The organism is Streptomyces sp. NPDC002536 (assembly GCF_053594995.1).
On record NZ_JBSFWU010000078.1, the window covers coordinates 1 to 23,695 of the forward strand.

The following is a 23,695-nucleotide window of genomic DNA, read 5'->3' on the forward strand; positions in this document are numbered from 1 at the left end:
TGGGCCGATCCGGGCCCACCTGGGGCTCTGGGGCGGGCGCCGCGACCGTGCCGCCCTCGGCTAGCGTTCCCGATCATGAACGCACACCTCGGTCCTCGCCCGCGGCGGCGGCCAGCTCGCTCAGCCGGGGGCCGAGGATGAACCGGCCCTGCATGTCACGCGCCACCATCCGGTGGTGCTCCAGGGCGACCGCCAGCCGGTGCGCGGTCGGGCGCGCGAGACCGGTCGCGGTGACCAGCCCGGCGAGGGTCGCAGGACCGGCCTCCAGAGCGCTCAGCACGAGGGCTGCCTTGTCGAGTACGCCCACACCGCTCGAAGGGCCATTGGTGTTGTCCATGAAACGATACTCACGTCTCACACTGTGAAACGCAAGTTCACATTTCCGCGAGACGCGCCACTCTGGACGGACACCACCCACGAACCGACGAATGGGACAGCGATGGGACGGACACTCGCGGAGAAGGTCTGGGACGACCACGTCGTCACGCGCGCCGAGGGCGAACCCGATCTGCTCTTCATCGACCTGCACCTGCTCCACGAGGTGACCAGCCCGCAGGCCTTCGACGGCCTGCGCAAGTCCGGCCGGAAGGTCCGCCGGCTCGACCTCACCATCGCCACCGAGGACCACAACACCCCGACCCTCGACATCGACAAGCCCATCGCGGACCCCGTCTCCCGCACCCAGCTGGAGACCCTGCGCGCCAACTGCGCCGAGTTCGGCGTGCGGCTGCACCCGCTGGGCGACGTCGAGCAGGGCGTCGTCCACGTGGTGGGACCCCAGCTGGGGCTGACCCAGCCCGGCACGACGGTCGTCTGCGGCGACAGCCACACCTCGACCCACGGCGCCTTCGGCGCCCTCGCGTTCGGCATCGGCACCAGCCAGGTCGAGCACGTCCTGGCCACCCAGACGCTCCCGTTGGCCCCGTTCAGGACGATGGCGGTGACGGTCGAGGGCGAACTGCCCGACGGCGTCACGGCGAAGGACCTGATCCTGGCCGTCATCGCCCGCATCGGCACCGGCGGCGGCCAGGGATACGTCATCGAATACCGCGGCCCCGCCATCGAGAAGCTGTCGATGGAGGCCCGGATGACGGTGTGCAACATGTCCATCGAGGCGGGCGCCCGGGCCGGCATGATCGCCCCCGACGACACCACCTTCGCCTACCTCGAGGACCGCGCGCACGCCCCCCGGGGCGCGGACTGGGACGACGCCGTCGCCTACTGGCGCACCCTGCGCACCGACGACGACGCGGTCTTCGACCACGAGGTCGTCATCGACGCCTCCGCACTGACCCCGTTCGTCACCTGGGGCACCAACCCGGGCCAGGGCGCACCCCTGTCGGCGAACGTTCCCGACCCGGCCTCGTACACCGACCCGTCCGAGCGCAGCGCGGCCGAACGGGCCCTGGAATACATGGGATTGACGGCGGGTCAGGCGCTGCGCGACATCCGCGTGGACACCGTCTTCGTGGGCTCGTGCACCAACGGCCGCATCGAGGACCTGCGCGCTGCAGCGGACGTGCTGCGCGGCCGCGCGGTGGCCGACGGGGTGCGGATGCTGGTCGTCCCCGGCTCGGTACGGGTGGGCCTGCAGGCGGTCGACGAGGGCCTGGACAAGGTGTTCACCGCGGCGGGCGCCGAATGGCGGCACGCGGGCTGTTCGATGTGCCTGGGCATGAACCCCGACCAACTCGCGCCCGGCGAGCGGTCCGCGTCGACCTCCAACCGCAACTTCGAAGGCAGGCAGGGCAAGGGCGGCCGCACCCACCTCGTCTCGCCCCAGGTGGCCGCCGCCACCGCCGTCCTGGGCCGGCTCGCCTCGCCGGCCGACCTGTCCGACGTCACTGCCACCGCGGGGGTCTGAGCCACCATGGAAGCCTTCACCACGCACACCGGCCGGGCCGTTCCGCTGCGCCGCAGCAACGTCGACACCGACCAGATCATCCCGGCGCACTGGCTGAAAAAAGTCACCCGGGACGGTTTTGAGGACGGGCTCTTCGAGGCCTGGCGCAAGGACCCGCAGTTCGTGCTCAACCGGCCCGAGCACGCAGGCGCCTCGGTGCTGGTCGCCGGACCGGACTTCGGCACCGGCTCCTCGCGCGAACACGCCGTGTGGGCCCTGCAGAACTACGGCTTCCGCGTCGTGGTCTCCTCCCGGTTCGCCGACATCTTCCGCGGCAACTCGCTCAAGAACGGCCTGCTGACCGTGATCCTGCCGCAGGACACTGTGGAACGGCTGTGGGAGCTCACCGAAGTGGACCCGGCCGCCGAGGTGACGGTCGATCTCGTCGCGCGCGAGGTACGGGCCGAGGGCATCACGGCCGGTTTCGACCTTGACGACAACGCCCGGTGGCGGCTCCTGGAGGGTCTGGACGACATCGGACTGACCCTCCGGCACGAGGCGGACATCGCCGCGTACGAGGCCGCCAGGCCCGCGTTCAAGCCCTCGACGACCGTCGTCTGAGGCCAATTCGAGCTCATTCGGCCCAGTCCGTACCCCTGCTCCGGGACCCCGGATTTTCGCTGCTCACCCGGGGTTTGGCATGATGCGCCCCCTGTCTTCGGACAGGGGGCGCACCGCTTTGTTGAGGCCCTGTGAAGCGACAACTCGCCTCAGATGGCACAATCGGTGCATGGAACGCGACAGCCAACTCGAGCTCTACCGGCTTGTCGCCGACCGACTGAAGGAAGCGCACTCGAGGGTGCGCGCACTGCAAGTCCCCGAGGACGTACGGGTGGCACTGTCCAGGCAGCTGCTGGCCATCACGGCTTCGGCGAAGCACGATCTCTCAGGCGCGGCAAGGCGTCTGGACCGGCTGATGAACGACCTCGACGAGGGCCGTTTCCCTTCAGAGCGCGGCACCGACGGAACTCCGTGACGGGTCGGGTTCGTTGCGGCACAAGGGTGATTAGACCGTTTCGTGTTTGATTTGCGGTATATATCTGCCTAACGTGCGAAAAAAGCTGGAACACTTTCCGGCGAAGTCTCCGAAGGGGAAGACGTGAACAAGGCGCAGCTCGTTGAAGCGATTGCCGACAAGGTCGGTGGCCGGCAGCAGGCCGCGGACGCGGTCGACGCGGTGCTGGACGCGATTGTCCGCGCGGTGTGCGCCGGCGACCGTGTTTCGGTCACCGGTTTCGGCTCGTTCGAGAAGGTCGACCGCCCGGCCCGTTACGCCCGCAACCCGCAGACGGGCGAGCGCGTGAGGGTCAAGAAGACCTCGGTGCCCCGCTTCCGCGCGGGCCAGGGCTTCAAGGACCTGGTGGCCGGTACCAAGAAGCTCCCGAAGGGCGGCGAGGTCGCCGTCAAGAAGGCGCCGAAGGGCAGCCTTTCGGGCGGCACGGCCGTGAAGAAGGCCGCTGCGAAGAAGGCCACGGCCAAGAAGGCGGCCGCGAAGAAGACCACCGCCAAGAAGGCAGTGACCGCGAAGAAGACCACCGCCGCGGCGAAGAAGGTCACGGCGAAGAAGACCACCGCCAAGAAGGCGGCGACCACCGCCAAGAAGACCGTGGCGAAGAAGACCACCGCCAAGAAGACCGTGGCGAAGAAGACCGCTCCGGCGAAGAAGGCCGCCGCGGTCAAGGCTCCGGCCAAGAAGACGACGGCGCGCAAGACCACCGCCAAGAAGACCACTGCCAAGAAGAAGTAGGCAGCGGACGCAACGGCGTCACCGCCGGGCCGGTCTCCCCGAAGGGGAGGCCGGCCCGCGGTGCGTTAGCGCCCCGAAGGGGCGCGGGGAACTGCGCGATCAGCCCAAGCCGGCCCGCAGTCGACGCACAACGTCAAAACGTCTGCAGCGTCACCAACGTCACACGGCGCTCACCGGAGTCGGCCGTCGCGCACTCGATGCGCACCCGCTGGCCGGGCCGCAACAGCCGCAGGCCCCCCGCGTCGAACGCCCCCGCGTCGAACGGCACGGGCGTGCCGTCGTCCAGGAGAACGCTCCCGGACCGGGTCTGGGGATCGAAGGTGAACGCGGTGGCCTGCATGCCGTCCAGCCTATGCCCTGGCGTGCCCCGCGCCGGACCGCAGCGGCCCGGCCACCGCCGCCGTGCGCGGCCCCGTGCCCAGCGCGAGAACGGCCCGCAAATCGGCTTCCGTGTCCACGTCGCGGCGTACGGAATCCACGCCGTCGAGCAGGATCTCCCGTGCCCCGGAAGCCAGGTGCCGGGCGCGCGAACGGCCCTCGAACGCCGGAGCCAATTCCATTCCGGGAGCAGCGGCCAGCAGGGTCGTACCGATTCCCGCGGCATCCGCGAGAAATGCGCGCGGGAATTCCGCGGCACGCTCGAGTACCCGCTCGAGTTCCCCGGGCCGGAGTGCCGGAAGGTCCGCATTGAGCGTGGCCACCGCGCCGTCCGGAAGCTGTTCCCGCACGCTCCGCGCGCCGTGCGCCAGCGCCGCGTTCAGCCCGCCGCCGCCCGGCGGCTCCGGCAGCACCCGGGCGCCCAGGGCGGCCAGTCCGGCGCCTGCCAGCGGGTCGTCCGTGACGACCGCCACACCCCGCACCACCGGGCACGCCAGTGCGGCCTCCACGGTGTCCAGGGCGAACGCCAGGGCCAGCGCGGGCCGCCGCGGGTGCCCCGGGCCCGCAACCCCGAGGCGGCTCTTGGCCAGGGCCAGCGACTTCACCGGCACCACCAGAGTCCAGCGCACCCGTGCCCCCTCTCTTCGCTCCGGTCTCATTCTCGCCGCTGCCGCGGCCGCCCGTGGAGCGCGGGGTTACGGTGTTCTCGACAGACCGGGCACCTGGGGCGACACTTGTCCGGCCCCGGGTGCGTTAACCGGCCCGTGCCGGATCCATGTCCCAAGAGAAGGGTGACCGAGTGTCCCGCCGCAGAATCGGCTTCTGGTACCGCCTTGCCGCGGTGTTGGCAAAACCGCCGCTCGTGGTTCTGTTCAAGCGGGACTGGCGTGGAATGGAGCACATTCCGGCGGACGGCGGATTCATCACGGCCGTCAACCACAACTCGTATCTCGACCCGCTGTCCTACGCGCACTACCAGTACAACACCGGGCGCGTGCCCCGTTTCCTGGCCAAGGCCGCACTGTTCAGGGGCAGCTTCGTCGGCGCGATACTGCGCGGCACCGGGCAGATCCCCGTCTACCGCGAGAGCGCCGACGCCGCGACCGCGTTCCGGAACGCGGTCGACGCCATCAACAAGGGCGAGTGCGTGGCCTTCTACCCCGAGGGCACTCTCACCCGGGACCCCGACATGTGGCCCATGGAGGGCAAGACGGGTGCCGCCCGCGTCGCCCTGCTCACCCGCGCTCCGGTCATCCCGGTCGCCCAGTGGGGCGCCAACGAGGCGATGCCGCCGTACGCGAAGGAGAAGAAGCTGCGGCTCTTCCCCCGCAAGACCCTCAAGGTGCTGGCCGGTCCGCCCGTCGACCTCTCCGCCTTCTACGGGCAGGAGCCCACGGCCGAGGTGCTGCGCGCGGCCACCGACAAGATCATGGCCGCCATCACCGAACTCCTCGCCGAACTCCGCGACGAGCCCGTCCCTGCAGAACCGTACAACCACAAGAAGGCGCGCGCCGCTGCCCGCCGGAAGGACCAGGAGGACAGCAAGTGACGCGCTGCGCCGTCTTCGGCACCGGCTCCTGGGGCACCGCCTTCGCGATGGTCCTCGCCGACGCGGGCTGCGAGGTGACCATGTGGGGCCGGCGCGCCTCGCTCGTCGAAGCCCTCAACACCGGCCGCACCAACCCCGACTACCTTCCCGGCGTCGAACTCCCCATGGGCATCCGGGCCACCACCGACCCCGCGGAGGCCGCCCGCGACGCGGACTTCACCGTCCTCGCCGTGCCGTCGCAGACGCTGCGCGCCAACCTCACCGAGTGGGAGCCCCTGCTGGCCCCCGGCACCGTGCTCGTCTCCCTGATGAAGGGCGTCGAACTCGGCACCGCCAAGCGGATGAGCGAGGTCGTCGAGGAGGTCGCCAAGGTCGGCCCCGAGCGGGTCGCCGTCCTCACCGGACCCAACCTCGCCAAGGAGATCGCCGCCCGGCAGCCCGCCGCCGCCGTGGTCGCCTGCCGCGACGAGTCCGTGGCCCGGCGCCTCCAGGCGGCCTGCCACACCGCCTACTTCCGCCCGTACACCAACACCGACGTGGTCGGCTGCGAACTCGGCGGCGCCGTCAAGAACGTCATCGCGCTCGCGGTGGGCATCGCCGACGGCATGGGACTCGGCGACAACGCCAAGGCCTCGCTCATCACCCGCGGTCTGGCCGAGACGACCCGGCTGGGCCTGGCCATGGGCGCCGACGCGCACACCTTCGCCGGCCTCGCGGGCATGGGCGACCTCGTCGCCACCTGTGCCTCGCCGCTCTCCCGCAACCGCACCTTCGGCGCCGGCCTCGGCCGCGGCATGACCCTCGCGGAGACGATCGCGGTCACCAAGCAGACCGCCGAGGGCGTCAAGTCCTGTGAATCCGTGCTCGATCTGGCCCGGCGTCATCATGTCGACATGCCGATCACGGAGACCGTCGTGGGCATCGTGCACGAGGGAAAGCCGCCCATGGTGGCCCTCAAGGAACTGATGTCGCGCAGCGCCAAGCCCGAGCGGCACTGACGCATCCCCGGCCACCAGGTACTCTCGACGCGATATGAGCAGCGAGACCTCCCCCCAGAGCACCGGCCGCAAGCCGCGCGTCGCGGTCGTCTTCGGCGGCCGCAGTTCCGAGCACGCCATCTCCGTGGTCACCGCGGGCGCCGTGCTGCGAGCCATCGACCGCACCAAGTACGACGTGCTGCCGATCGGCATTACCGCCGACGGCCGTTGGGCGCTGACCGCCGACGACCCCGAGCGGATGGCGATCGCCGACCGTACGCTGCCGAGCGTCGAGCAGCTCGCCGACTCGGCCGACGGATCGGTGCTGCTGCCCGTCGACCCGCACAGCCGTGAGGTCGTCTACACCGAACCCGGCGCCGTGCCCAAGGCGCTGGGCGAGGTCGACGTCGTCTTCCCCGTGCTGCACGGCCCGTACGGCGAGGACGGCACCCTGCAGGGCATGCTCGACCTGGCCGGCATCCCGTACGTGGGCGCGGGCGTGCTCGCCTCGGCCGTCGGCCAGGACAAGGAGTACATGAAGCGGGTCTTCACCTCCTTCGGACTGCCCGTCGGCCCGTACGTGGTGATCCGCCCCCGCGAGTGGCAGAACGACCCCTCCGCCGCCCGCAAGAAGATCGTGGACTTCGCCGGCGAGCACGGCTGGCCGCTCTTCGTGAAGCCCGCCCGGGCCGGTTCGTCCATGGGCATCACCAAGGTCGACGACCTCGCCGGCCTGGACGAGGCCATCGCCGAGGCACAGCGCCACGACCCCAAGATCCTCGTCGAGTCGCTGCTGCGCGGCCGCGAGATCGAGTGCGGCGTCCTCGAGTTCGAGGACGGCCCGCGCGCCAGCCTGCCCGCCGAGATCCCCCCCGTCACGGCCCACGACTTCTACGACTTCGAGGCCAAGTACATCGACTCGGCCGCCGGGATCGTGCCCGCGCCGCTCACCGAGGAGGAGACCCGGCGCGTCCAGGAGCTCGCGGTACAGGCCTTCGACGCGGCCTCCTGCGAGGGCCTGGTCCGGGCGGACTTCTTCCTCACTGAGGACGGCGAGTTCGTCATCAACGAGATCAACACCATGCCCGGCTTCACCCCGATCTCCATGTACCCGCGCATGTGGCAGGAGAGCGGCGTGGGTTACGCGGAGCTGGTCGACCGCCTCGTCCAGGCGGCGCTGCGCCGCCCGACGGGCCTGCGGTAGGCAGCGGCTAGGAGATGATCCCCTCGGGGATCGTCTCCTTGACGGCGTCGGCGAGATCGGTCAGCGCACTGATGTCGCCGGCGTCGCCGGTGACCTGCTTCGGCAGCGTCACCTCGACCCAGGCCTCGCGCAGGGTGGTGGTGCAGCGCACGCTGCCGTCGGACTGCTTCTCGGGCAGCCAGTCGACACCGTCGATCTCCGCCGCGTCCGCGCCCGGATTGCGCTGCAGCAGCTCCGGCTTCGGGACCCCGCAGCGCAGGACGATCGCCGGACGGCCGCCCCAAGCGGCGGTAAAGTCCGAAGCAGGAACCGGATCGTGCCGCTCGCGGCCGTCCACGGTCCCCGGCAGTTCCTTGTGCAGCGCCCGGCAGAGCGCGGCCTCGGCGGCCGGCGGCGTGGGTGCCGCCGGCGCCGCGGGCCCGCCCGGGGCCGAGCAGGCCACGGCCGTCAGCAGCAGGGCAACAGCGGACAGGCCGTGGGGCCGGCGGAGCGAAGACTTCACCGGCCGAGCATACGGGGGAGCTAGATATGGACGACCGGGCAGGTCAGCGTGCGGGTGATGCCCTCCACCTGCTGGACCTTGGCCACCACCATGCGGCCGAGGTCGTCCACCGTGTCGGCCTGGGCGCGCACGATCACGTCATAGGGACCCGTGACGTCCTCGGCCTGGATCACCCCCGGGATCTTGGAGATGACATCGGCCACGGTCGACGCCTTGCCGACCTCGGTCTGGATCAGGATGTACGCCTGTACCACGGAACCTCCAGGGCGGCTACGAGGATCATGTGGGGAGAAGAGACGCCACGGTACCGCGTCACCGCAGGCTGAGGGGAGACCCGCGCGGCCTGCGCGGCGCGGCAGCACCCGGTGAGGACACCGGAACGGAACACTCCGAGGAGGAGCTCAGTGAAAGGCACCGTGGGCGAGCTGGGGGAGTTCGGGCTCATCAGAGAGCTCACCTCCCGGCTCACCACCACCCCGGCGGTACGGCTCGGGCCGGGTGACGACGCCGCGGTGGTCGCCGCCCCCGACCGCAGGGTCGTGGCCAGTACGGACGTCCTCCTGGAGGGGCGGCACTTCCGCCGCGACTGGTCGACCGCCTACGACGTGGGCCGCAAGGCGGCCGCGCAGAACCTGGCCGACATCGCCGCCATGGGCGCGGTGCCCACCGCGGTGCTGCTCGCCCTCGTGGTGCCCGCCGAACTGCCCGCCACCTGGCCCGTGGAGCTGATGGACGGCATCCGCGACGAGTGCCAGGTCGCCGGGGCCGCCGTGGTCGGCGGGGACGTCGTGCGCGGGGAGACCATCACGGTGGCCATCACGGCCCTGGGCGACCTGCGCAACCACGAGCCGGTCACCCGCTCCGGCGCCCAGCCCGGCGACGTGGTCGCCGTGACCGGCTGGCTGGGCTGGTCCGCGGCCGGGCTCGCGGTGCTCGTCCGGGGCTTCCGCTCGCCCCGCGCCTTCGTCGAGGCCCACCGGCGCCCCGAGCCGCCGTACCACGCCGGTCCCGCCGCGGCTGCGCTCGGCGCCACCGCCATGACCGACATCAGCGACGGCCTGATCGCCGACCTCGGGCACATCGCCGACGCCAGCAAGGTCCGCATCGACCTGCACACGGCCGCGATCGACGTGCCCACGCAGATGTCCGACATCGGGCAGGCGGTCGGCGTCGACCCGCTGCAGTGGGTGCTGACTGGGGGAGAGGACCACGCCATCGTGGCCACCTTCCCGCCGGACGTGAAGCTGCCGGCCCGCTGGAAGGTCATCGGCGAGGTGGTCAGCCCCTCCGCCCTGCCGCAGGTCACCGTCGACGGCGCCCCCTGGGACCGGGCGGGCGGCTGGGACCACTTCGGGGACCTGGACGCCGAGGACCAGCGGGGCGACTTGTAGATTCGGCCGTATGCCGATACCTCCACGCGTGCTCACCGTCGCCGGGTCCGACTCCGGCGGCGGCGCCGGCATCCAGGCCGACCTGAAGACGATGCTCGCCCTCGGCGTGCACGGCATGAGCGTCGTCACCGCCGTCACCGCCCAGAACTCCCGCGGCGTCCAGGGCTCCTGGCCGCTGCCGGCCGAGACGGTACGGGCCCAGTTCCGCAGCGTCGTCGACGACATCGGCGTGCAGGCGGTCAAGACCGGCATGCTCGCCTCGGCCGAACTCGTGGAGACCGTGGCCGGTCTGCTGGCCGGGGTGCACGCGCCCGTGGTCGTCGACCCCGTGGGCGTCTCGAAGCACGGCGACCCGCTGCTGGCCGCGTCGGCGCTCGACGCGGTCCGCGGCAGGCTGCTGCCGCTGGCGACGGTCGCCACGCCCAACCTGGACGAGGTCGCCTGGCTGACCGGGGTCCGCGTGGCGGTCGAGGCGGACCTGCGCAGGGCGGCGGACGCCGTGCTGGCCTTCGGCCCGGAGTGGGCCCTCATCAAGGGCGGCCACCTGGACGGCCCGGACGCGGTGGACCTCCTGACCGACGGCGAGGAGGAGTACTGGCTGCGGGCGGTACGGCACGGGAACCGGCACACGCACGGGACCGGCTGCACGCTCGCCAGCGCGATCGCTTCGGGGCTCGCCAAGGGGCACGCGGTGCCGGAGGCCGTCACGCGGGCCAAGGACTACGTGACGGGCGCCATCGCGGCCGGCTTCCCGCTGGGCGGGGGGATCGGGCCGGTGGACCACGGGTGGCGGTTCCGGGGGTGACCATGGGCGCCCCGCGCGCTCAGCCCTCACCGGCCCGCAGACAAAGCAAAAACCGGTCCATCCGTGAGGATGGACCGGTTCAGCAACCGGCGAGGCTGCGCTACGAACTAGCGCGAGACCTTGCCGGCCTTGATGCACGAGGTGCAGACGTTGAGGCGCTTCGGCGTCCGACCGACCACGGCACGCACACGCTGGATGTTCGGGTTCCAGCGACGGGACGTACGGCGGTGCGAGTGCGAAATGTTGTTGCCGAAGCCCGGCCCCTTGCCGCAGACGTCGCAGTTGGCAGCCACGGGTCACTCCAAAGACTTCAGATGCACTTACGGGAAATCCCAGCGTGCCGGGTCGATGGTGACTTGGCTTGCCAGGGGAAAGCCTGATTCTCATCAGGCAACCGGAGCAGCATACAACGACCGCTCCTGGACAACGAAACTACCATGACCGCCCCGGACCCCGCCCGGCCTGCCCATCCCGGTCGCCGGCGGGGCTAGTCTGCCCACTGCCCCAGCCCCGAGCCGTCCGAGGAGGACCCAGGTGCCGCACACGCTCGACGCCGACGCGGTACGCACCTGGTGCGCCCTGGCGCTGGACGCGCTGGGCCGGGCCCGCGAGGAGATCGACGCGATCAACGTGTACCCCGTCGCCGACGGGGACACCGGCACCAACCTCTACCTGACCGTGGAGTCCGCGGCCCGGGCCGTGGACGCCGCCTTCGACGGCCACGCCACCACCGGCCCCGGCTCCCGGCCCGGGCTCCCCGAGGCCGTCCGGGCCATGGCCCACGGCGCGCTCATAGGGGCCCGCGGCAACTCCGGCACGATCCTGGCCCAGCTGCTCCGCGGCATGGCCGAGGTGCTGACCTCCGCCGGTGACGAGGATCACCACGGCGGCACGGCCGGCGCCCTGCTGCGCCGGGCCCTGGAGCGCGCGGTGGAGTCCGCGTACGAGGGTGTGGCCCGCCCGGTGGAGGGCACCGTGCTCACCGTGGCCGCGGCCGCCGCCGAAGCCGCCGAGGCCGTCCCGGGCGCCGCCGCCGCGGAGACCGCCCGCGCCGCGTACGAGGGCGCCCGCACCGCCCTGGAGGCCACCCCCGGCCAGCTCGACGTCCTCGGCCGGGCCGGCGTGGTCGACGCGGGCGGCAGGGGCCTGGTGGAGGTGCTGGGCGCGCTGTCCAGCGCCCTGGCGGGCGGCACGCCCGGCCCGGAGACCGCCGGGCCCGCACCGCTGGCCACGCGCGCGTGGACGGAGGGCGCGCACCACCCCGAGGGCTGCCAGGCCGACTTCGGCGGCGCCGGCACCGGCGCCGAGCCCGCCTTCGAGGTGATCTACCTGCTGGAGGCCGCCGACGAGGCCGTCGCCCGGCTGCGCACCCGCCTGGACGCGCTCGGCGAATCGCTGGTCGTCGTGGGCGGCGACGGGCTGTGGAACGTCCACGTGCACGTCGACGACGCCGGGGCGGCCGTCGAGGCGGGCGTCGACGCCGGGCGCCCCCACCGGATCCGCATCACCCACTTCGGCGGCGCCGCCCAGGAGCGCACCCGCACCCGCGAGCGGGTCCAGCGCGCCGTGGTCGCCGTCGTCCGCGGCGAGGGCCTGGCCACGCTGTGCACGGAGGCCGGGGCGACCGTGGTGGCCGTGCGCCCGGGGGAGCCGCCCGCGAGCGGCGAGCTGGTCCAGGCCGTACGCCGGGCCCACGCGCGCGAGGTGGTGCTGCTGCCCAACGACGACGATCTGCGCCACACCGCCGCGGCCGCCGCCGAGCAGGCCCGCGCCGAGGGCGTGCGCGTCGCCGTCATCCCCACCCGCTCCCCGGTCCAGGGCATCGCCGCGCTCGCCGTCCACGAGCCCGGCCGGCGCTTCGACGAGGACGTCGTCGCCATGACCTCCGCCGCGGGCGCCACCCGGTACGCGGAACTCGCCGTCGCCGAGCGGCAGTCCTGGACCATGGCCGGCGTCTGCCAGGCCGGGGACGTCCTCGGCCTGATCGACGGCGACGTCGCCGTCATCGGACAGGACCTGGCCGCCACCGCCGGGACCGTCCTGGACCGGATGCTCGCGGCGGGCGGCGAGATGGTCACGCTCGTCCTCGGCGACGAGGTCCCCGACACCGTGGCGGACCGCCTGGAACGGCACGTACGGGACGCCCACCTGGCCGTGGACACCGTCGTCTACCGCGGCGGCCGGCAGTGCGCGCCGCTGCTCATCGGGATCGAATGATGCGCACCTGACCGGCACTGTCACACCCATGGTGTGCAATGGGGCATGTGCCCGCCCTAGACGAACCCCTCAAGAAGACCCTCGGCGGCAACACCGCGCTGCAGTCCTCTGGGGGATAACCCCCAGACCCCCAGCCGAAAACCCGTGGCGGAGCCCCTGGAGACGACGTGCTGCTCTCTGAGCCCCTGAACAAGAGCCTCGGCGGCAACACCGCCAAAGTGATGGCCGAGCACCTCGGCCTGCACACGGTCGGCGACCTGCTGCACCACTACCCGCGCCGCTACGCCGAGCGCGGTGAGCTCACGCGGCTGAACGACCTGCCGCTGGACGAGCACGTCACGGTCGTCGCCCAGGTCTCCGACGCCCGCGTGCACAAGTTCAACGCAGGCCGGGGCCAGCGCCTGGAGGTCACGCTCACCGACGGCAGCGGGCGGCTGCAGCTGGTCTTCTTCGGGCGGTCGATCTACCACCACCAGAAGGAGCTGCTGCCCGGGCGCCGCGGCATGTTCGCGGGCAAGGTCGGGGCCTTCCGTAACGTCCGCCAGCTGTCGCACCCCGCCTACGAGATGCTCGGCAAGGACAGCGGCGCGGACGCCGTCGAGGCCTGGGCCCAGCAGCTCATCCCGCTCTACCCGGCCTGCGCCCAGATGGAGTCCTGGAAGATCTCCAACGCGGTGGACGTGGTGCTCGCCTCCCTGGAGGCCACCGGCTGGGAGGCCGTCACCGACCCGCTGCCGCCCGCCCTCCAGGAGGGCCGCGGACTACTGCCGCTGCCCGAGGCGCTGCGCAAGGTCCACCGGCCGCGCACCAAGGCCGACATCGAGGACGCCCGCGCCCGGCTGAAGTGGGACGAGGCCTTCGTTCTCCAAGTCGCCCTGGCCCGCCGCCGGCACGCCGACGCCCAGCTCCCGGCCGTGGCCCGCAAGCCCGTCGCCGGAGGCCTGCTCGACGCCTTCGACGCCCGGCTGCCGTTCACCCTGACCGAGGGCCAGCGCCAGGTCTCCGCCGAGATCTTCGACGACCTGGCCACCGAGCACCCCATGCACCGGCTGCTGCAGGGCGAGGTCGGCTCGGGCAAGACGATGGTCGCCCTGCGCGCCATGCTGGCCGTCGTCGACGCGGGCGGCCAGGCCGCGATGCTCGCCCCCACCGAGGTCCTCGCCCAGCAGCACCACCGGTCGGTCACGGAGATGATGGGCGACCTGGCCGAGGGCGGCATGCTCGGCGGCTCGGACCGGGGCACCAAGGTCGTCCTGCTCACCGGCTCGATGGGCACGGCCGCCCGGCGGCAGGCCCTGCTCGACCTGGTCACCGGCGAGGCCGGCATCGTCATCGGCACGCACGCCCTGATCGAGGACAAGGTCCAGTTCCACGACCTGGGCCTGGTCGTGGTCGACGAACAGCACCGCTTCGGCGTCGAGCAGCGCGACGCCCTGCGTTCCAAGGGCAAGCAACCGCCGCACCTGCTGGTCATGACCGCGACCCCGATCCCGCGCACGGTGGCCATGACGGTCTTCGGCGACCTGGAGACCTCCGTCCTGGCCCAGCTCCCGGCCGGCCGCTCGCCGATCGCCAGCCACGTCGTGCCCGCCAAGGACAAGCCGCACTTCCTCGCCCGCGCCTGGGAGCGGGTGCGCGAGGAGGTCGAGGCCGGGCACCAGGGCTATGTGGTCTGCCCGCGCATCGGCGACGAGGAGGAGGGGGCGAACGGCAGGACCAACGGCAAGAAGCAGTCCCCTGAGGACGAGGCCGAGAAGCGCCCGCCGCTCGCCGTCCTGGAGGTCGCCGAGCAGCTCGCCAAGGGCCCGCTGGCCGGGCTGCGCATCGAGGTGCTGCACGGCCGCATGCAGCCCGACGCCAAGGACGACGTGATGCGCCGCTTCGCCGCGGGCGAGGTGGACGTCCTCGTCGCGACGACGGTCATCGAGGTCGGCGTGAACGTCCCCAACGCCACCGCGATGGTGATCATGGATGCGGACCGGTTCGGCGTCTCCCAGCTGCACCAGCTGCGCGGCCGTGTCGGCCGTGGCTCGGCGGCCGGCCTGTGCCTGCTCGTCAGCGAGATGCCCGAGGCAAGCCCGGCCCGCGCCCGGCTGGGCGCGGTCGCCTCGACGCTGGACGGCTTCGAGCTGTCCCGGATCGACCTCGAACAGCGCCGCGAGGGCGATGTGCTCGGCCAGGCACAGTCCGGCGTGCGCTCGTCGCTGCGGATGCTGGCCGTCATCGACGACGAGGAGATCATCGCGGCAGCCCGCGAGGAGGCGGCGGCGGTGGTGGCGGCCGACCCCGAGCTGGAGCACCTGCCCGCCTTGCGCACGGCTCTGGACGCCTTGCTGGACGAGGAACGGGAGGAATTCCTCGACAAGGGCTGACGGCCCCGACCAGCGCCCCGAAGGGGCGCGGGGAACTGCGCGCCCGGCCCCCACCGGCCCGCGGTCGGTGAACCGCCTACGCTGATGACGCGGCGCACGCCGCACCCGGCACTCACACCGCGAAGGACCCCGACACCATGACCCGCGTGATCGCCGGCACCGCCGGCGGACGCCGCCTGGCCGTGCCGCCCGGCACCGGCACCCGCCCGACCTCCGACCGGGCGCGCGAGGGCCTGTTCTCCACCTGGCAGTCCCTCCTGGGCACCCTGGACGGCATCCGGGTGCTGGACCTCTACGGCGGCTCGGGCGCAGTGGGCCTGGAGGCCCTCTCGCGCGGCGCCGGGCACGTGCTGCTGGTGGAGGCCGACGCCCGCGCGGTGCGCGTGATCCGGGAGAACGTCCGGGTCATCGGGCTGCCGGGGGCCGAGGTGCGCACGGGCAAGGCCGAGCAGATCGCCTCCGGAGCCGCGCCCTCCGCTCCGTACGACGTGGTCTTCCTCGACCCGCCCTACGCCGTCACGGACGAGGAGGTGCGGGAGATCCTCCTCACACTCCGCGCCGGGGGCTGGCTGGCCGAGGATGCGCTCGCCACCGTGGAGCGCAGCACCAGAGGCGGGGAATTCCGCTGGCCGGACGGCTTCGACGGACTGAGGGCCCGTCGCTACGGCGAGGGCACGCTTTGGTACGGTCGCGCCGCCTCGGCGTGCACTGCTGAGACATCATCAGGCACGTCATGAATGGACCGGAGAGCGAGGAACCACCGTTGCGCCGCGCCGTCTGTCCGGGGTCGTTCGACCCCGTCACCAATGGACACCTCGACATCATCGCCCGGGCCTCCCGGCTGTACGACGTCGTGCACGTCGCCGTGATGATCAACAAGTCCAAGCAGGGCCTGTTCACGGTCGACGAGCGGATAGACCTGCTCCGCCAGGTCACCGCCGAGTACGGCAACGTCCAGGTGGAGGCCTTCCACGGGCTGCTCGTCGACTTCTGCAAGGAGCGGGACATCCCCGCCATCGTCAAGGGGCTGCGGGCCGTCAGCGACTTCGACTACGAGCTGCAGATGGCCCAGATGAACAACGGCCTCTCGGGCGTCGAGACCCTGTTCGTCCCCACCAACCCCACCTACAGCTTCCTCTCCTCCAGCCTGGTCAAGGAGGTCGCGGCTTGGGGAGGCGACGTCTCCCACCTGGTGCCGCCGCTGGTCCTGGAGGCCCTCACCGAGCGTCTCGCGCAGAGCTGACGCCCCGGCGCGACGCCGGTGAGTGCCCGGCGGGGTCCGCTGGCCTTACAGTCGTCCCCGTTCGTTCCCATCGGTCGGAAGAGAGTGGCGAGCGCCAGGTGGACGTACAGAAGAAGCTCGACGAGATCGTCACGGCCGTCGCCGGTGCCCGCTCGCTGCCCATGTCGGCCTCCTGCGTCGTCAACCGGGCCGAACTGCTCGCGCTGCTGGAGGAGATGCGCACGGCGCTGCCCGGCTCGCTCGCCCAGGCGCGCGAGGTCATCGGCGACCGCGAGCAGCTCGTCGCGGACGCCCGCGAGGAGGCCGAGCGGATCCTGGACGCCGCCCGCGCCGAGCGCGGGACGCTGATCTCGGACACCGAGGTCGCCCGCCGCTCCCAGGACGAGGCCGACCGCATCCTCGCGGAGGCCCGTCTGGAGGCGGAGCAGGTCCGCGCGGAGACCGACGACTACGTCGACAGCAAGCTCGCCAACTTCGAGGTCGTCCTCACCAAGACCATCGGCTCCGTCGACCGCGGCCGGGAGAAGCTGCTCGGTCTGCAGGACGGCGGCGGTCCCGGCGAGGACGACGCCCCGGAGCGCAGCGCCGACCCCGGCGTGCAGCGGCAGCGGGCCGACGCCTACGTGGACGCCAAGCTCGGCGCGGTCTCGGCCGTCCTGGCCAAGACCCTGGAGGCCGTCGGCCGCGGCCGCGAGAAGCTGACGGGGGCCCGTCCCGCGGACGAGCTCGGCGCCCTGGCCGGCCAGGGCGGTCCGCTGGCGGGCGCTCCCACCAGCGACGCGGACTTCCTCGCCGAGCTCGCCGCCTCCCAGCAGCCGGTGAGCCCGCCGCAGGTCCCGCAGCAGCCCGTCTATGCGGACTACCAGGAGCCCGCAGCGGCCTACCAGGACCCGTACGGCTATCCGCAGGCCTACCCGGCGCAGCCGGACCCGTACGCCGTCCAGGGCGGCTACCAGGACCCGTACGGCTACCACCAGCAGCACTACGCGGCACAGCCGCAGCAGGCGCAACAGCAGCAGGTGCCGCAGCAGCAACAGCAACCGCACCAACAGCACCAACAGGGCGCAGGGCTCGACGAGACGAGCTTCTTCGACACCGGGATGATCGACCTCGACCAGCTGCGGCGGTACGAGCAGGGCCGCTGACCGGCCACGTCCGCAGCGGGACAACCGGAGCGGATTGGGCCCAGAGCGGGGCGTCCAGTATCCTGGCTCTTCGGTCGCGCATGCATCCGCGATCCAGGCTGCCCTCGGCGTTCCGCGCGGGGTGCGGCCTCACCCGCGTAGAAAGCAGGAAGCCCTGAACGCCCGCCTTGATCACCGCAACCCTCTCGTGTTCGACACACGCGAGCTGGGCCGGCGTCCCGGTGCGCTGAAGCGGCTCTCCCGCTCCGTCCCCGCCCCCAAGGATCTCGGTATCGAGGTCATCGGGGTGGCCGAGGGTGCGACCGTTGAGCTTGACCTCCGGCTGGAATCGGTCATGGAAGGGGTGCTTGTCACAGGCACCGCCCGTGCACCGCTGACCGGGGAGTGCGTAAGGTGTCTGGAGCCGCTTGAGCAGGAGCTCGACGTGGACTTCCAGGAGATGTACTCCTACCCCGACCTCGACGAGCGGGGCCGCCTCGCGGCCACCGACGACGAGGAAGACGAAGAGGACACGCTCTTCCTCGAGGACGACTTGCTCGACCTCGAGCCCGTGCTGCGGGATGCGGTGGTGCTCGCACTGCCGCTGCAGCCGGTGTGCCAGGACGACTGCCCCGGCCTGTGCTCCGAGTGCGGAGCGCGGCTGGCGGACGACCCGGACCACCACCACGAGACCGTCGACATCCGTTGGGCGGCACTGCAGGGACTCGCCGGTTCCGACCAGGACGGCGAGAAGGACAACGCCCCCCGTTCCAACGGGGATGACTCACAGGAGAAGTAGCCGTGGCTGTTCCGAAGCGGAAGATGTCGCGCAGCAACACGCGCCACCGCCGGTCGCAGTGGAAGGCTGCGGTCACCCCCCTGGTGGCGTGCGAGCGCTGCCACGAGCCGAAGCAGCAGCACATCGCGTGCCCGAGCTGCGGCACCTACAACAAGCGCCAGGTCCTCGAGGTCTGATCGGCGGGTGACAGGCTCCATGTCAGACGCCACTACGCCATCCCGCAGTCGCGGGAATGGGGCGCCTCAGGCGGACGCGGCCTCGTCTCACACGCTTCTGGAAGGGCGGCTCGGGTACACACTCGAGACCGCCCTTCTGGTGCGTGCACTGACGCACCGGTCCTATGCCTACGAGAACGGCGGCCTGCCCACCAACGAGCGGCTGGAGTTCCTCGGGGACTCCGTTCTCGGCCTGGTGGTCACGGACACCCTGTACCGGATCCACCCCGACCTGCCAGAGGGCCAACTGGCCAAGCTGCGGGCCGCGGTGGTCAACTCCCGGGCGCTGGCCGAGGTCGGCCGGGGTCTGGAGCTGGGCTCCTTCATCCGGCTCGGCCGCGGTGAAGAGGGCACGGGCGGCCGGGACAAGGCCTCGATCCTCGCGGACACCCTCGAAGCGGTCATCGGCGCGGTGTATCTGGACCAGGGTCTGGACGCCGCTTCGGAGCTGGTGCACCGGCTCTTCGACCCGCTGATCGAGAAGTCCTCGAACCTCGGCGCCGGCCTGGACTGGAAGACCAGCCTCCAGGAGCTCACGGCCACCGAGGGCCTCGGTGTGCCGGAGTACCTGGTCACGGAGACCGGTCCGGACCACGAGAAGACCTTCACGGCTGCTGCCCGCGTCGGTGGTGTCGCGTACGGCACCGGCACCGGCCGCAGCAAGAAGGAAGCGGAGCAGCAGGCGGCGGAATCCGCCTGGCGCGCCATCCACAAGGCGGCGGAAGAGCGTATCGCCGCCGCCAAGGAAGGCGGCTCCCCGTCGGCGGAATCCGCCGGCGACGCGCAGCAGAGCGCGTAGCACGAACCGCCGGCCGGTTCGCGGCACCGACTCCGGTGCTGCGAACCGGTCTTCGTCTTTCCGCCGCCGGGGGGCGGCGGCCTGGAGGAGCGCACCCATGCCCGAGCTGCCCGAGGTCGAGGTCGTCCGCCGTGGCCTGGAGCGCTGGGCCAGCGGCCGCACGGTCGCCGCCGTCGAGGTGCTGCACCCGCGGGCCGTCCGCCGCCACCTGGCCGGACCGGCCGATTTCGGCACGCAGTTGACCGGGCAGCGGCTCGGTGCGGCCCGGCGGCGCGGCAAGTACTTGTGGCTGCCGGTGGGGGACGGGAGCCGGGCGGTCCTCGCCCACCTCGGCATGAGCGGCCAGTTGCTGGTGCAGCCGCCGGACGCCCCCGACGAGAAGCACCTGCGCATCCGCATCCGCTTCGCCGACACCGAGGGCACCGAACTGCGCTTCGTCGACCAGCGCACCTTCGGCGGGCTCTCCCTGCACGACACCGTCCCCGGCGACCCCGACGGCCTCCCGGACGTCATCGCGCACATCGCCCGCGACCCCCTGGACCCGGCCTTCGACGACGCCGCGTTCCACACGGCGCTGCGCGGGCGCCGCACGACCGTCAAGCGGGCCCTGCTCGACCAGTCGCTGATCAGCGGCGTCGGCAACATCTACGCGGACGAGGCGCTCTGGCGCACGCGGCTGCACTACGAGCGCCCGACCGGGGGCCTGACCCGCCCGCGGACCGCCGAACTGCTCACCCATATCCGCGAGGTCATGAACGAGGCCCTCGCGGCCGGCGGCACCAGCTTCGACAGCCTCTACGTCAACGTGAACGGCCAATCCGGCTATTTCGACCGGTCGTTGGACGCCTACGGGCGCGAGGACGAACCGTGCCGCCGCTGCGGCACCGCCATCCGCCGCCGCCCGTGGATGAACCGCTCCAGCTACTTCTGCCCGCGTTGCCAGAGGTCGCCGCGAGCCCCGTAGGGGCGCGGGGAACTGCGCGACCAGCCACAACGGACCCGCAGATACCTACGGTTGCCGCTCCACGTCATAGGCATCCCGTGCGGCAAGCACATCCGGCATGCGGTTCTCCAGCAACTCGATCAACCCCAGCAGCCGCTCGGCGACTTCACGCCCGAGCGGCGTCAGCCCATAGTCCACGCGCGGCGGATTCACCGGCTGCGCCTCCCGGTGCACGAGCCCGTCCCGCTCCAGGGCCTGCAGGGTCTGGGACAGCATCTTCTCGCTGACGCCCTCGACGCGTCGGCGCAGTTCGTTGAAGCGCAGCGTGTCCTCGCGCAGTGCGCCGAGGGTGAGGGCGCCCCACCGTCCGGTGACATGGCCCAGGGTGTCGCGGGAGGGGCAGTTCCGCGCGAAGACGTCGAACGGCAGCTGGTCCTGATCCTGATCCATGGACACACCCTACTCCGGCACAGCGCCCACCGACAGATTGCGCTTTCTAAAAGTTAGTGCTTTCCTTTCTGCATCGCACCGCCTGCGGTGCGTGCCTCCCCCCACTCGCGTCTCCGAGAGGTATCTGCCGTGTCTGCCCTGACCACGCCCGTCGTCTCCATCGCCTACCACTCCGGCTTCGGCCACACCGCGGTCCTCGCCGAGGCCGTCCGCTCCGGCGCCGCCGCGTCCGGTGCGACCGTTCACCTGATCAAGGTCGACGAGATCACCGAGGCGCAGTGGGAGCTGCTCGACGCCTCCGACGCGATCGTCTTCGGCTCGCCCACCTACATGGGCACCGCCTCCGGCGCCTTCCACGTCTTCGCCGAGGCGAGCTCCAAGCGCTGGGCGACCCGGGCCTGGCAGGACAAGCTGGCCGCCGGTTTCACCAACTCCGCCTCCAAGAGCGGCGACAAGCTGCACACCCTGCAGTTCTTCTCGCTGCTCGCGGCCCAGCACGGCATGAGCTGGGTGAGCCTCAACCTGTTCCCGGGCTGGAACGCCTCCACGGCCTCCGAGAACGACCTCAACCGCCTGGGCTTCTTCCTCGGTGCCGCGGCCCAGTCCAACAACGACCAGGGTGCGGAGGCCGTCCACCAGGCGGACATCGAGACCGCGCAGCACCTGGGCCGGCGCATAACGGAGCAGGCGCGCATCTTCGCGGCGGGTCGCGTGGCGGTGGCCTGACACGCCGAGGAGCGCCGGGCGGCCCGCCCGGCGCTCCCCTGGATGTATGGGCCTAGTACCCGAAGTCCTGCGTCCACCAAGGGCCGTTGTCCCCCATGTGCACCCCCACACCCAGCCGTTTGTACTCGCAGTTGAGGATGTTCTGTCGGTGCCCGGCGCTCTGCATCCACGCGTTCATCACCGCATGGGCGTCCGGATGCCCGCGGGCGATGTTCTCGCCGCCGAGGTTCTTGACGCCGCGTCGTGCGGCGCGGTCCCACGGCGTCCTGCCGTCGGGGTCGGTGTGGTCGAAGAAGTCCCGCCGGGCCATGTCGTCACTGAACGACTGGGCCAGGCCGTTGAGTTTGCCGTCCGCCCGCAGCGGCTTGCAACCCGCCTTCGCCCGTTCCTCGTTGACCAGGGACAGGACCAGGTGCGCCGCCGCGCTGTGGGGGTCGGCCAGCTTCCCGTGCAGATGTGCGGAGTCCTCCACGGCCGCGCCGGCACCCGCCGAGGCGACGCCCGCGCCGGTGGCCGTGTGCACCGACGCGGAGGTGTGGACGGAGCCCCCGTACGGATCCGGCTGCCCGGGCCCGGCGGCCGCCATGGGGGAGTCCGGCCCGTGTGCCCGCTCGGCCCCGCGGCCGGCGCGGGCGTCCTCGGCGGTCCCGCGGTCCGCGGCCTGCTGCCGTTCCTGCTCCGCCGCCGGCTGCGCCCGCGCCCGGTGTTCCTCGCGCCCGCCGCCCGGTGCGGCCGGCCGGGAGCGCTGGCTGGGCGTGCCGGGCTGCGGCTGGTCCGCCCGTACCTGCCCGGTGGTGCCGGCGGCGCTGGTGCCCCCGGTGTCCTGGGTGGAGAGGCCCCCGGTCGGCAGCAGCCCGGAGATCATGGCCGCGGCACCCATGGCCACGGCCGCGGACGCGCCGAGCAGACCGGCCCGCCGGGCGGCGGGGGCGCCGACCCGCGCCTTGAGGCCCTTGGCCCGCCCGGGGCGCCGGGCGTTGCGGTGACGGCCGGCGTCGGCGTCGTCGGGGATGACGGGGATGGGTTGAGTGGTCGCTTCCGAAGGGTCCTCTCCGGGGCCGAGCGGCCCGGGCCGCTCTCTCGTCCGGGGAGCCCTCGCTTTCCGGGCAATCGCTGCCGCTTCGTCAGCGGTGAGGGGGGCAGAGCGTCGATGGCGACCCATCCGCTGCCTTCCTTGTGTGCTCGGCGTGAAAGTGCGTCACTCGTACGGGGGAGCCTTATAGAGCCGCGACTGTACGGCACGTGGTGCGGGGCCGAAGTGCTTCGTATGCAATTGGCCAGTTAGCGTGCAGACATGAACGAGAATGTCCGTCTCACGGCGTGGGTCCGTGGTCATGTGCAGGGTGTTGGCTTTCGTTGGTTCACTCGGGCCAATGCCTTGGCAATCGGTGACCTGATCGGCTTCGCCTCGAACCTCGCCGACGGACGGGTGCAGGTGGTCGCCGAGGGGCCCCGCACCCATTGCGAACAATTGCTCGACTGGCTGCGCGACGGCGACACGCCCGGCCGGGTGGACGGCGTCACGGAGATCTGGGGTGTCCCGCGCGGCGGTTATGACGGATTCGAGATGCGCTGACCTCTCGCCCGACGTCCCGGATGCAGGCCGCGCCGGGGCGTCGGACATTCCATTAATATGCCTTTGGCATATTCGTCCCACGGGAATTGCCTGGTGGTTGCCAACTCGGCGGCGGCGTGCAAGGCTGCCTTCCAACGGATGATCTCCACACCCCTCGGGCCCCGGGTGCGGACAGCGGCGCGGATTACCCCCCGCCACCCCTGGGACGCCTGCGGATACGGGGTGTGATCGTGTTGACCGTCAAACCTTTTGGTGAGACTCTGGAAGCCCCGCGCACCTTAGCTGTTTGGCATTGAAACACCGCAGTAGCGATGGCAGACACCGCGGGTGCGAATCCCTCACGACCCACACCGCTTAGGTCGGTCACTCAGTGTGGAGGACCATCCATCATGGCAAAGGCGCTTCTCGGTTACGTCGGCGGCTCCGACCCCCGAGTCCTCGCCGAGATGCGACGGCTTCAGCAGCGAGTCCAGGACCTGGAATCCGAGCTCATCCGGATGCAGGCCGAGAACGACGCGCTGTCTGCCGCCGCTCACCACGGTGACTCGCTGCTCGACAGCATCGACGTATCCAAGGCGGAGCCTGCGCTCGCCTGACCGTACGCCCTGCCCCGGGGGCCTGGTCGGGCTGCACTGTTCAGTCAGCCGCTTAGATTCTGCAAGGGACGCTCCGGCGTCCCTTCGTCGTATCCGTCGTATCTTCGGCGCCCTGCCGTTTTCCTCCGCAGCCCCCTTACGTTCAGGATGTGCCCGGCACCTTCCGGGGTGAAACCGAG

At 71.6% G+C, this 23,695-nt stretch carries 28 protein-coding genes and 1 pseudogene; 21 read left to right on the plus strand and 8 right to left on the minus strand.

Annotation, left to right across the window (positions count from 1 at the left end):
- Positions 1–88: 88 nt before the first annotated feature.
- Positions 89–337 (minus strand): annotated as a pseudogene (locus ACWD4B_RS25040) (helix-turn-helix domain-containing protein); the annotation flags it as partial.
- A gap of 102 nt (positions 338–439) precedes the next feature.
- Here ACWD4B_RS25040 and leuC point away from each other — a divergent pair.
- The 4 genes from leuC to ACWD4B_RS25060 all read left to right on the plus strand — a co-directional run bounded on the left by leuC (position 440) and on the right by ACWD4B_RS25060 (position 3,650).
- Positions 440–1,864, plus strand: a complete 1,425-nt coding sequence (gene leuC, locus ACWD4B_RS25045; protein WP_451422851.1) for a 3-isopropylmalate dehydratase large subunit — start codon at positions 440–442, stop codon at positions 1,862–1,864.
- A gap of 6 nt (positions 1,865–1,870) precedes the next feature.
- A complete protein-coding gene (leuD, locus tag ACWD4B_RS25050; protein ID WP_451422852.1) occupies positions 1,871–2,464 on the plus strand; it encodes a 3-isopropylmalate dehydratase small subunit in 594 nt (197 codons plus the stop codon).
- Positions 2,465–2,633: 169 nt separating this feature from the next.
- Positions 2,634–2,879, plus strand: a complete 246-nt coding sequence (locus ACWD4B_RS25055; protein WP_336416293.1) for an SCO5555 family protein — start codon at positions 2,634–2,636, stop codon at positions 2,877–2,879.
- Between the two features lie 123 nt (positions 2,880–3,002).
- On the plus strand, positions 3,003–3,650 hold the full coding sequence (locus ACWD4B_RS25060; protein ID WP_451422853.1) for an HU family DNA-binding protein: 648 nt from the start codon (positions 3,003–3,005) through the stop codon (positions 3,648–3,650).
- Between the two features lie 133 nt (positions 3,651–3,783).
- Here ACWD4B_RS25060 and ACWD4B_RS25065 read toward each other — a convergent pair whose 3' ends face one another.
- Positions 3,784–3,990: a hypothetical protein gene (locus ACWD4B_RS25065; RefSeq protein WP_451422854.1), complete on the minus strand. Its 207-nt coding sequence runs from the start codon at positions 3,988–3,990 to the stop codon at positions 3,784–3,786.
- Between the two features lie 10 nt (positions 3,991–4,000).
- Complete coding sequence (gene cofC, locus ACWD4B_RS25070; protein ID WP_451422855.1) at positions 4,001–4,657, minus strand: 2-phospho-L-lactate guanylyltransferase; 657 nt, start codon at positions 4,655–4,657, stop codon at positions 4,001–4,003.
- A gap of 170 nt (positions 4,658–4,827) precedes the next feature.
- Between cofC and ACWD4B_RS25075 the strand changes: the two genes are divergently transcribed.
- From ACWD4B_RS25075 to ACWD4B_RS25085, 3 genes are read left to right on the plus strand one after another with little or no spacing between them, the layout of a single operon-like run.
- Complete coding sequence (locus ACWD4B_RS25075; protein WP_451422856.1) at positions 4,828–5,577, plus strand: lysophospholipid acyltransferase family protein; 750 nt, start codon at positions 4,828–4,830, stop codon at positions 5,575–5,577.
- Positions 5,574–6,575 (plus strand): NAD(P)H-dependent glycerol-3-phosphate dehydrogenase, encoded by a 1,002-nt coding sequence (locus ACWD4B_RS25080; RefSeq protein ID WP_336416288.1) that lies wholly within the window; start codon positions 5,574–5,576, stop codon positions 6,573–6,575. Before ACWD4B_RS25075 ends, ACWD4B_RS25080 begins: the two co-directional genes overlap by 4 nt.
- A gap of 34 nt (positions 6,576–6,609) precedes the next feature.
- The gene (locus ACWD4B_RS25085; RefSeq protein ID WP_451422857.1) at positions 6,610–7,758 is read left to right on the plus strand and encodes a D-alanine--D-alanine ligase family protein; all 1,149 of its coding nucleotides are present in this window, start codon (positions 6,610–6,612) and stop codon (positions 7,756–7,758) included.
- Positions 7,759–7,765: 7 nt separating this feature from the next.
- Here the strand turns inward: ACWD4B_RS25085 and ACWD4B_RS25090 are convergent, their stop codons facing one another.
- Together ACWD4B_RS25090 and ACWD4B_RS25095 are read right to left on the minus strand one after the other, a co-directional pair.
- Positions 7,766–8,260, minus strand: a complete 495-nt coding sequence (locus tag ACWD4B_RS25090) for a DUF3515 domain-containing protein (protein WP_451422858.1) — start codon at positions 8,258–8,260, stop codon at positions 7,766–7,768.
- Positions 8,261–8,280: 20 nt separating this feature from the next.
- Positions 8,281–8,514, minus strand: coding sequence for an Lrp/AsnC family transcriptional regulator (locus ACWD4B_RS25095; RefSeq protein WP_336416285.1), 234 nt, complete (start codon positions 8,512–8,514; stop codon positions 8,281–8,283).
- Positions 8,515–8,664: 150 nt separating this feature from the next.
- Here ACWD4B_RS25095 and ACWD4B_RS25100 point away from each other — a divergent pair, with 150 nt between their 5' ends.
- Both ACWD4B_RS25100 and thiD read left to right on the plus strand, forming a co-directional pair.
- Positions 8,665–9,651: a thiamine-phosphate kinase gene (locus ACWD4B_RS25100; protein ID WP_336416284.1), complete on the plus strand. Its 987-nt coding sequence runs from the start codon at positions 8,665–8,667 to the stop codon at positions 9,649–9,651.
- 10 nt (positions 9,652–9,661) lie between these two features.
- Complete coding sequence (gene thiD, locus ACWD4B_RS25105; RefSeq protein WP_451422859.1) at positions 9,662–10,456, plus strand: bifunctional hydroxymethylpyrimidine kinase/phosphomethylpyrimidine kinase; 795 nt, start codon at positions 9,662–9,664, stop codon at positions 10,454–10,456.
- A gap of 107 nt (positions 10,457–10,563) precedes the next feature.
- On the opposite strand, the gene rpmB is transcribed toward thiD, so the two are convergent.
- The gene (gene rpmB, locus ACWD4B_RS25110; RefSeq protein ID WP_003957616.1) at positions 10,564–10,749 is read right to left on the minus strand and encodes a 50S ribosomal protein L28; all 186 of its coding nucleotides are present in this window, start codon (positions 10,747–10,749) and stop codon (positions 10,564–10,566) included.
- Between the two features lie 241 nt (positions 10,750–10,990).
- Between rpmB and ACWD4B_RS25115 the strand changes: the two genes are divergently transcribed.
- The 9 genes from ACWD4B_RS25115 (at position 10,991) to mutM (ending at position 20,189) form a co-directional block, all read left to right on the plus strand.
- A complete protein-coding gene (locus tag ACWD4B_RS25115) occupies positions 10,991–12,673 on the plus strand; it encodes a DAK2 domain-containing protein (protein ID WP_451422860.1) in 1,683 nt (560 codons plus the stop codon).
- A gap of 167 nt (positions 12,674–12,840) precedes the next feature.
- Entirely contained in the window at positions 12,841–15,045 is a 2,205-nt protein-coding gene (gene recG, locus ACWD4B_RS25120; RefSeq protein WP_451422861.1) for an ATP-dependent DNA helicase RecG, read from the plus strand.
- A gap of 137 nt (positions 15,046–15,182) precedes the next feature.
- A complete protein-coding gene (rsmD, locus tag ACWD4B_RS25125) occupies positions 15,183–15,782 on the plus strand; it encodes a 16S rRNA (guanine(966)-N(2))-methyltransferase RsmD (protein ID WP_336416280.1) in 600 nt (199 codons plus the stop codon).
- On the plus strand, positions 15,779–16,288 hold the full coding sequence (gene coaD / locus ACWD4B_RS25130) for a pantetheine-phosphate adenylyltransferase (RefSeq protein WP_336416279.1): 510 nt from the start codon (positions 15,779–15,781) through the stop codon (positions 16,286–16,288). Before rsmD ends, coaD begins: the two co-directional genes overlap by 4 nt.
- Positions 16,289–16,386: 98 nt before the next feature.
- On the plus strand, positions 16,387–17,433 hold the full coding sequence (locus ACWD4B_RS25135) for a cell division initiation protein (protein WP_451422862.1): 1,047 nt from the start codon (positions 16,387–16,389) through the stop codon (positions 17,431–17,433).
- A 187-nt stretch (positions 17,434–17,620) separates the two neighbouring features.
- On the plus strand, positions 17,621–18,211 hold the full coding sequence (locus tag ACWD4B_RS25140) for a YceD family protein (RefSeq protein ID WP_451422863.1): 591 nt from the start codon (positions 17,621–17,623) through the stop codon (positions 18,209–18,211).
- Positions 18,212–18,213: 2 nt separating this feature from the next.
- Positions 18,214–18,387 (plus strand): 50S ribosomal protein L32, encoded by a 174-nt coding sequence (gene rpmF / locus ACWD4B_RS25145; RefSeq protein WP_015657589.1) that lies wholly within the window; start codon positions 18,214–18,216, stop codon positions 18,385–18,387.
- Between the two features lie 19 nt (positions 18,388–18,406).
- Positions 18,407–19,225 carry a ribonuclease III gene (rnc, locus tag ACWD4B_RS25150; protein WP_451422864.1) on the plus strand — a complete coding sequence of 273 codons (819 nt, stop codon included), beginning with the start codon at positions 18,407–18,409 and terminating at the stop codon, positions 19,223–19,225.
- A gap of 97 nt (positions 19,226–19,322) precedes the next feature.
- Positions 19,323–20,189, plus strand: coding sequence for a bifunctional DNA-formamidopyrimidine glycosylase/DNA-(apurinic or apyrimidinic site) lyase (mutM, locus tag ACWD4B_RS25155; protein WP_451422865.1), 867 nt, complete (start codon positions 19,323–19,325; stop codon positions 20,187–20,189).
- 45 nt (positions 20,190–20,234) lie between these two features.
- Here mutM and ACWD4B_RS25160 read toward each other — a convergent pair whose 3' ends face one another.
- On the minus strand, positions 20,235–20,618 hold the full coding sequence (locus ACWD4B_RS25160; RefSeq protein ID WP_336416274.1) for a helix-turn-helix domain-containing protein: 384 nt from the start codon (positions 20,616–20,618) through the stop codon (positions 20,235–20,237).
- A gap of 138 nt (positions 20,619–20,756) precedes the next feature.
- Between ACWD4B_RS25160 and ACWD4B_RS25165 the strand changes: the two genes are divergently transcribed.
- A complete protein-coding gene (locus ACWD4B_RS25165) occupies positions 20,757–21,344 on the plus strand; it encodes a flavodoxin family protein (protein ID WP_390776721.1) in 588 nt (195 codons plus the stop codon).
- Positions 21,345–21,396: 52 nt separating this feature from the next.
- Here the strand turns inward: ACWD4B_RS25165 and ACWD4B_RS25170 are convergent, their stop codons facing one another.
- Positions 21,397–22,506, minus strand: a complete 1,110-nt coding sequence (locus ACWD4B_RS25170; protein WP_451422866.1) for a CAP domain-containing protein — start codon at positions 22,504–22,506, stop codon at positions 21,397–21,399.
- A 132-nt stretch (positions 22,507–22,638) separates the two neighbouring features.
- Here ACWD4B_RS25170 and ACWD4B_RS25175 point away from each other — a divergent pair, with 132 nt between their 5' ends.
- Together ACWD4B_RS25175 and ACWD4B_RS25180 are read left to right on the plus strand one after the other, a co-directional pair.
- A complete protein-coding gene (locus tag ACWD4B_RS25175; protein ID WP_336416272.1) occupies positions 22,639–22,920 on the plus strand; it encodes an acylphosphatase in 282 nt (93 codons plus the stop codon).
- 389 nt (positions 22,921–23,309) lie between these two features.
- On the plus strand, positions 23,310–23,516 hold the full coding sequence (locus ACWD4B_RS25180) for a hypothetical protein (protein WP_030369319.1): 207 nt from the start codon (positions 23,310–23,312) through the stop codon (positions 23,514–23,516).
- Positions 23,517–23,695 lie beyond the last annotated feature (179 nt).

Excerpts from the sequence above, each read along its gene's own strand:
- leuC (WP_451422851.1), top strand. The coding sequence starts at position 440 with ATGGGACGGACACTCGCGGAGAAGGTCTGGGACGACCACGTCGTCACG.
- leuD (WP_451422852.1), top strand. The coding sequence starts at position 1,871 with ATGGAAGCCTTCACCACGCACACCGGCCGGGCCGTTCCGCTGCGCCGC.
- ACWD4B_RS25055 (WP_336416293.1), top strand. The coding sequence starts at position 2,634 with ATGGAACGCGACAGCCAACTCGAGCTCTACCGGCTTGTCGCCGACCGA.
- ACWD4B_RS25065 (WP_451422854.1), bottom strand. The coding sequence starts at position 3,990 with ATGCAGGCCACCGCGTTCACCTTCGATCCCCAGACCCGGTCCGGGAGC.
- ACWD4B_RS25085 (WP_451422857.1), top strand. The coding sequence starts at position 6,610 with ATGAGCAGCGAGACCTCCCCCCAGAGCACCGGCCGCAAGCCGCGCGTC.
- thiD (WP_451422859.1), top strand. The coding sequence starts at position 9,662 with ATGCCGATACCTCCACGCGTGCTCACCGTCGCCGGGTCCGACTCCGGC.
- rsmD (WP_336416280.1), top strand. The coding sequence starts at position 15,183 with ATGACCCGCGTGATCGCCGGCACCGCCGGCGGACGCCGCCTGGCCGTG.
- coaD (WP_336416279.1), top strand. The coding sequence starts at position 15,779 with ATGAATGGACCGGAGAGCGAGGAACCACCGTTGCGCCGCGCCGTCTGT.
- rnc (WP_451422864.1), top strand. The coding sequence starts at position 18,407 with ATGTCAGACGCCACTACGCCATCCCGCAGTCGCGGGAATGGGGCGCCT.
- mutM (WP_451422865.1), top strand. The coding sequence starts at position 19,323 with ATGCCCGAGCTGCCCGAGGTCGAGGTCGTCCGCCGTGGCCTGGAGCGC.
- ACWD4B_RS25160 (WP_336416274.1), bottom strand. The coding sequence starts at position 20,618 with ATGGATCAGGATCAGGACCAGCTGCCGTTCGACGTCTTCGCGCGGAAC.
- ACWD4B_RS25170 (WP_451422866.1), bottom strand. The coding sequence starts at position 22,506 with ATGGGTCGCCATCGACGCTCTGCCCCCCTCACCGCTGACGAAGCGGCA.
- ACWD4B_RS25175 (WP_336416272.1), top strand. The coding sequence starts at position 22,639 with ATGAACGAGAATGTCCGTCTCACGGCGTGGGTCCGTGGTCATGTGCAG.
- ACWD4B_RS25180 (WP_030369319.1), top strand. The coding sequence starts at position 23,310 with ATGGCAAAGGCGCTTCTCGGTTACGTCGGCGGCTCCGACCCCCGAGTC.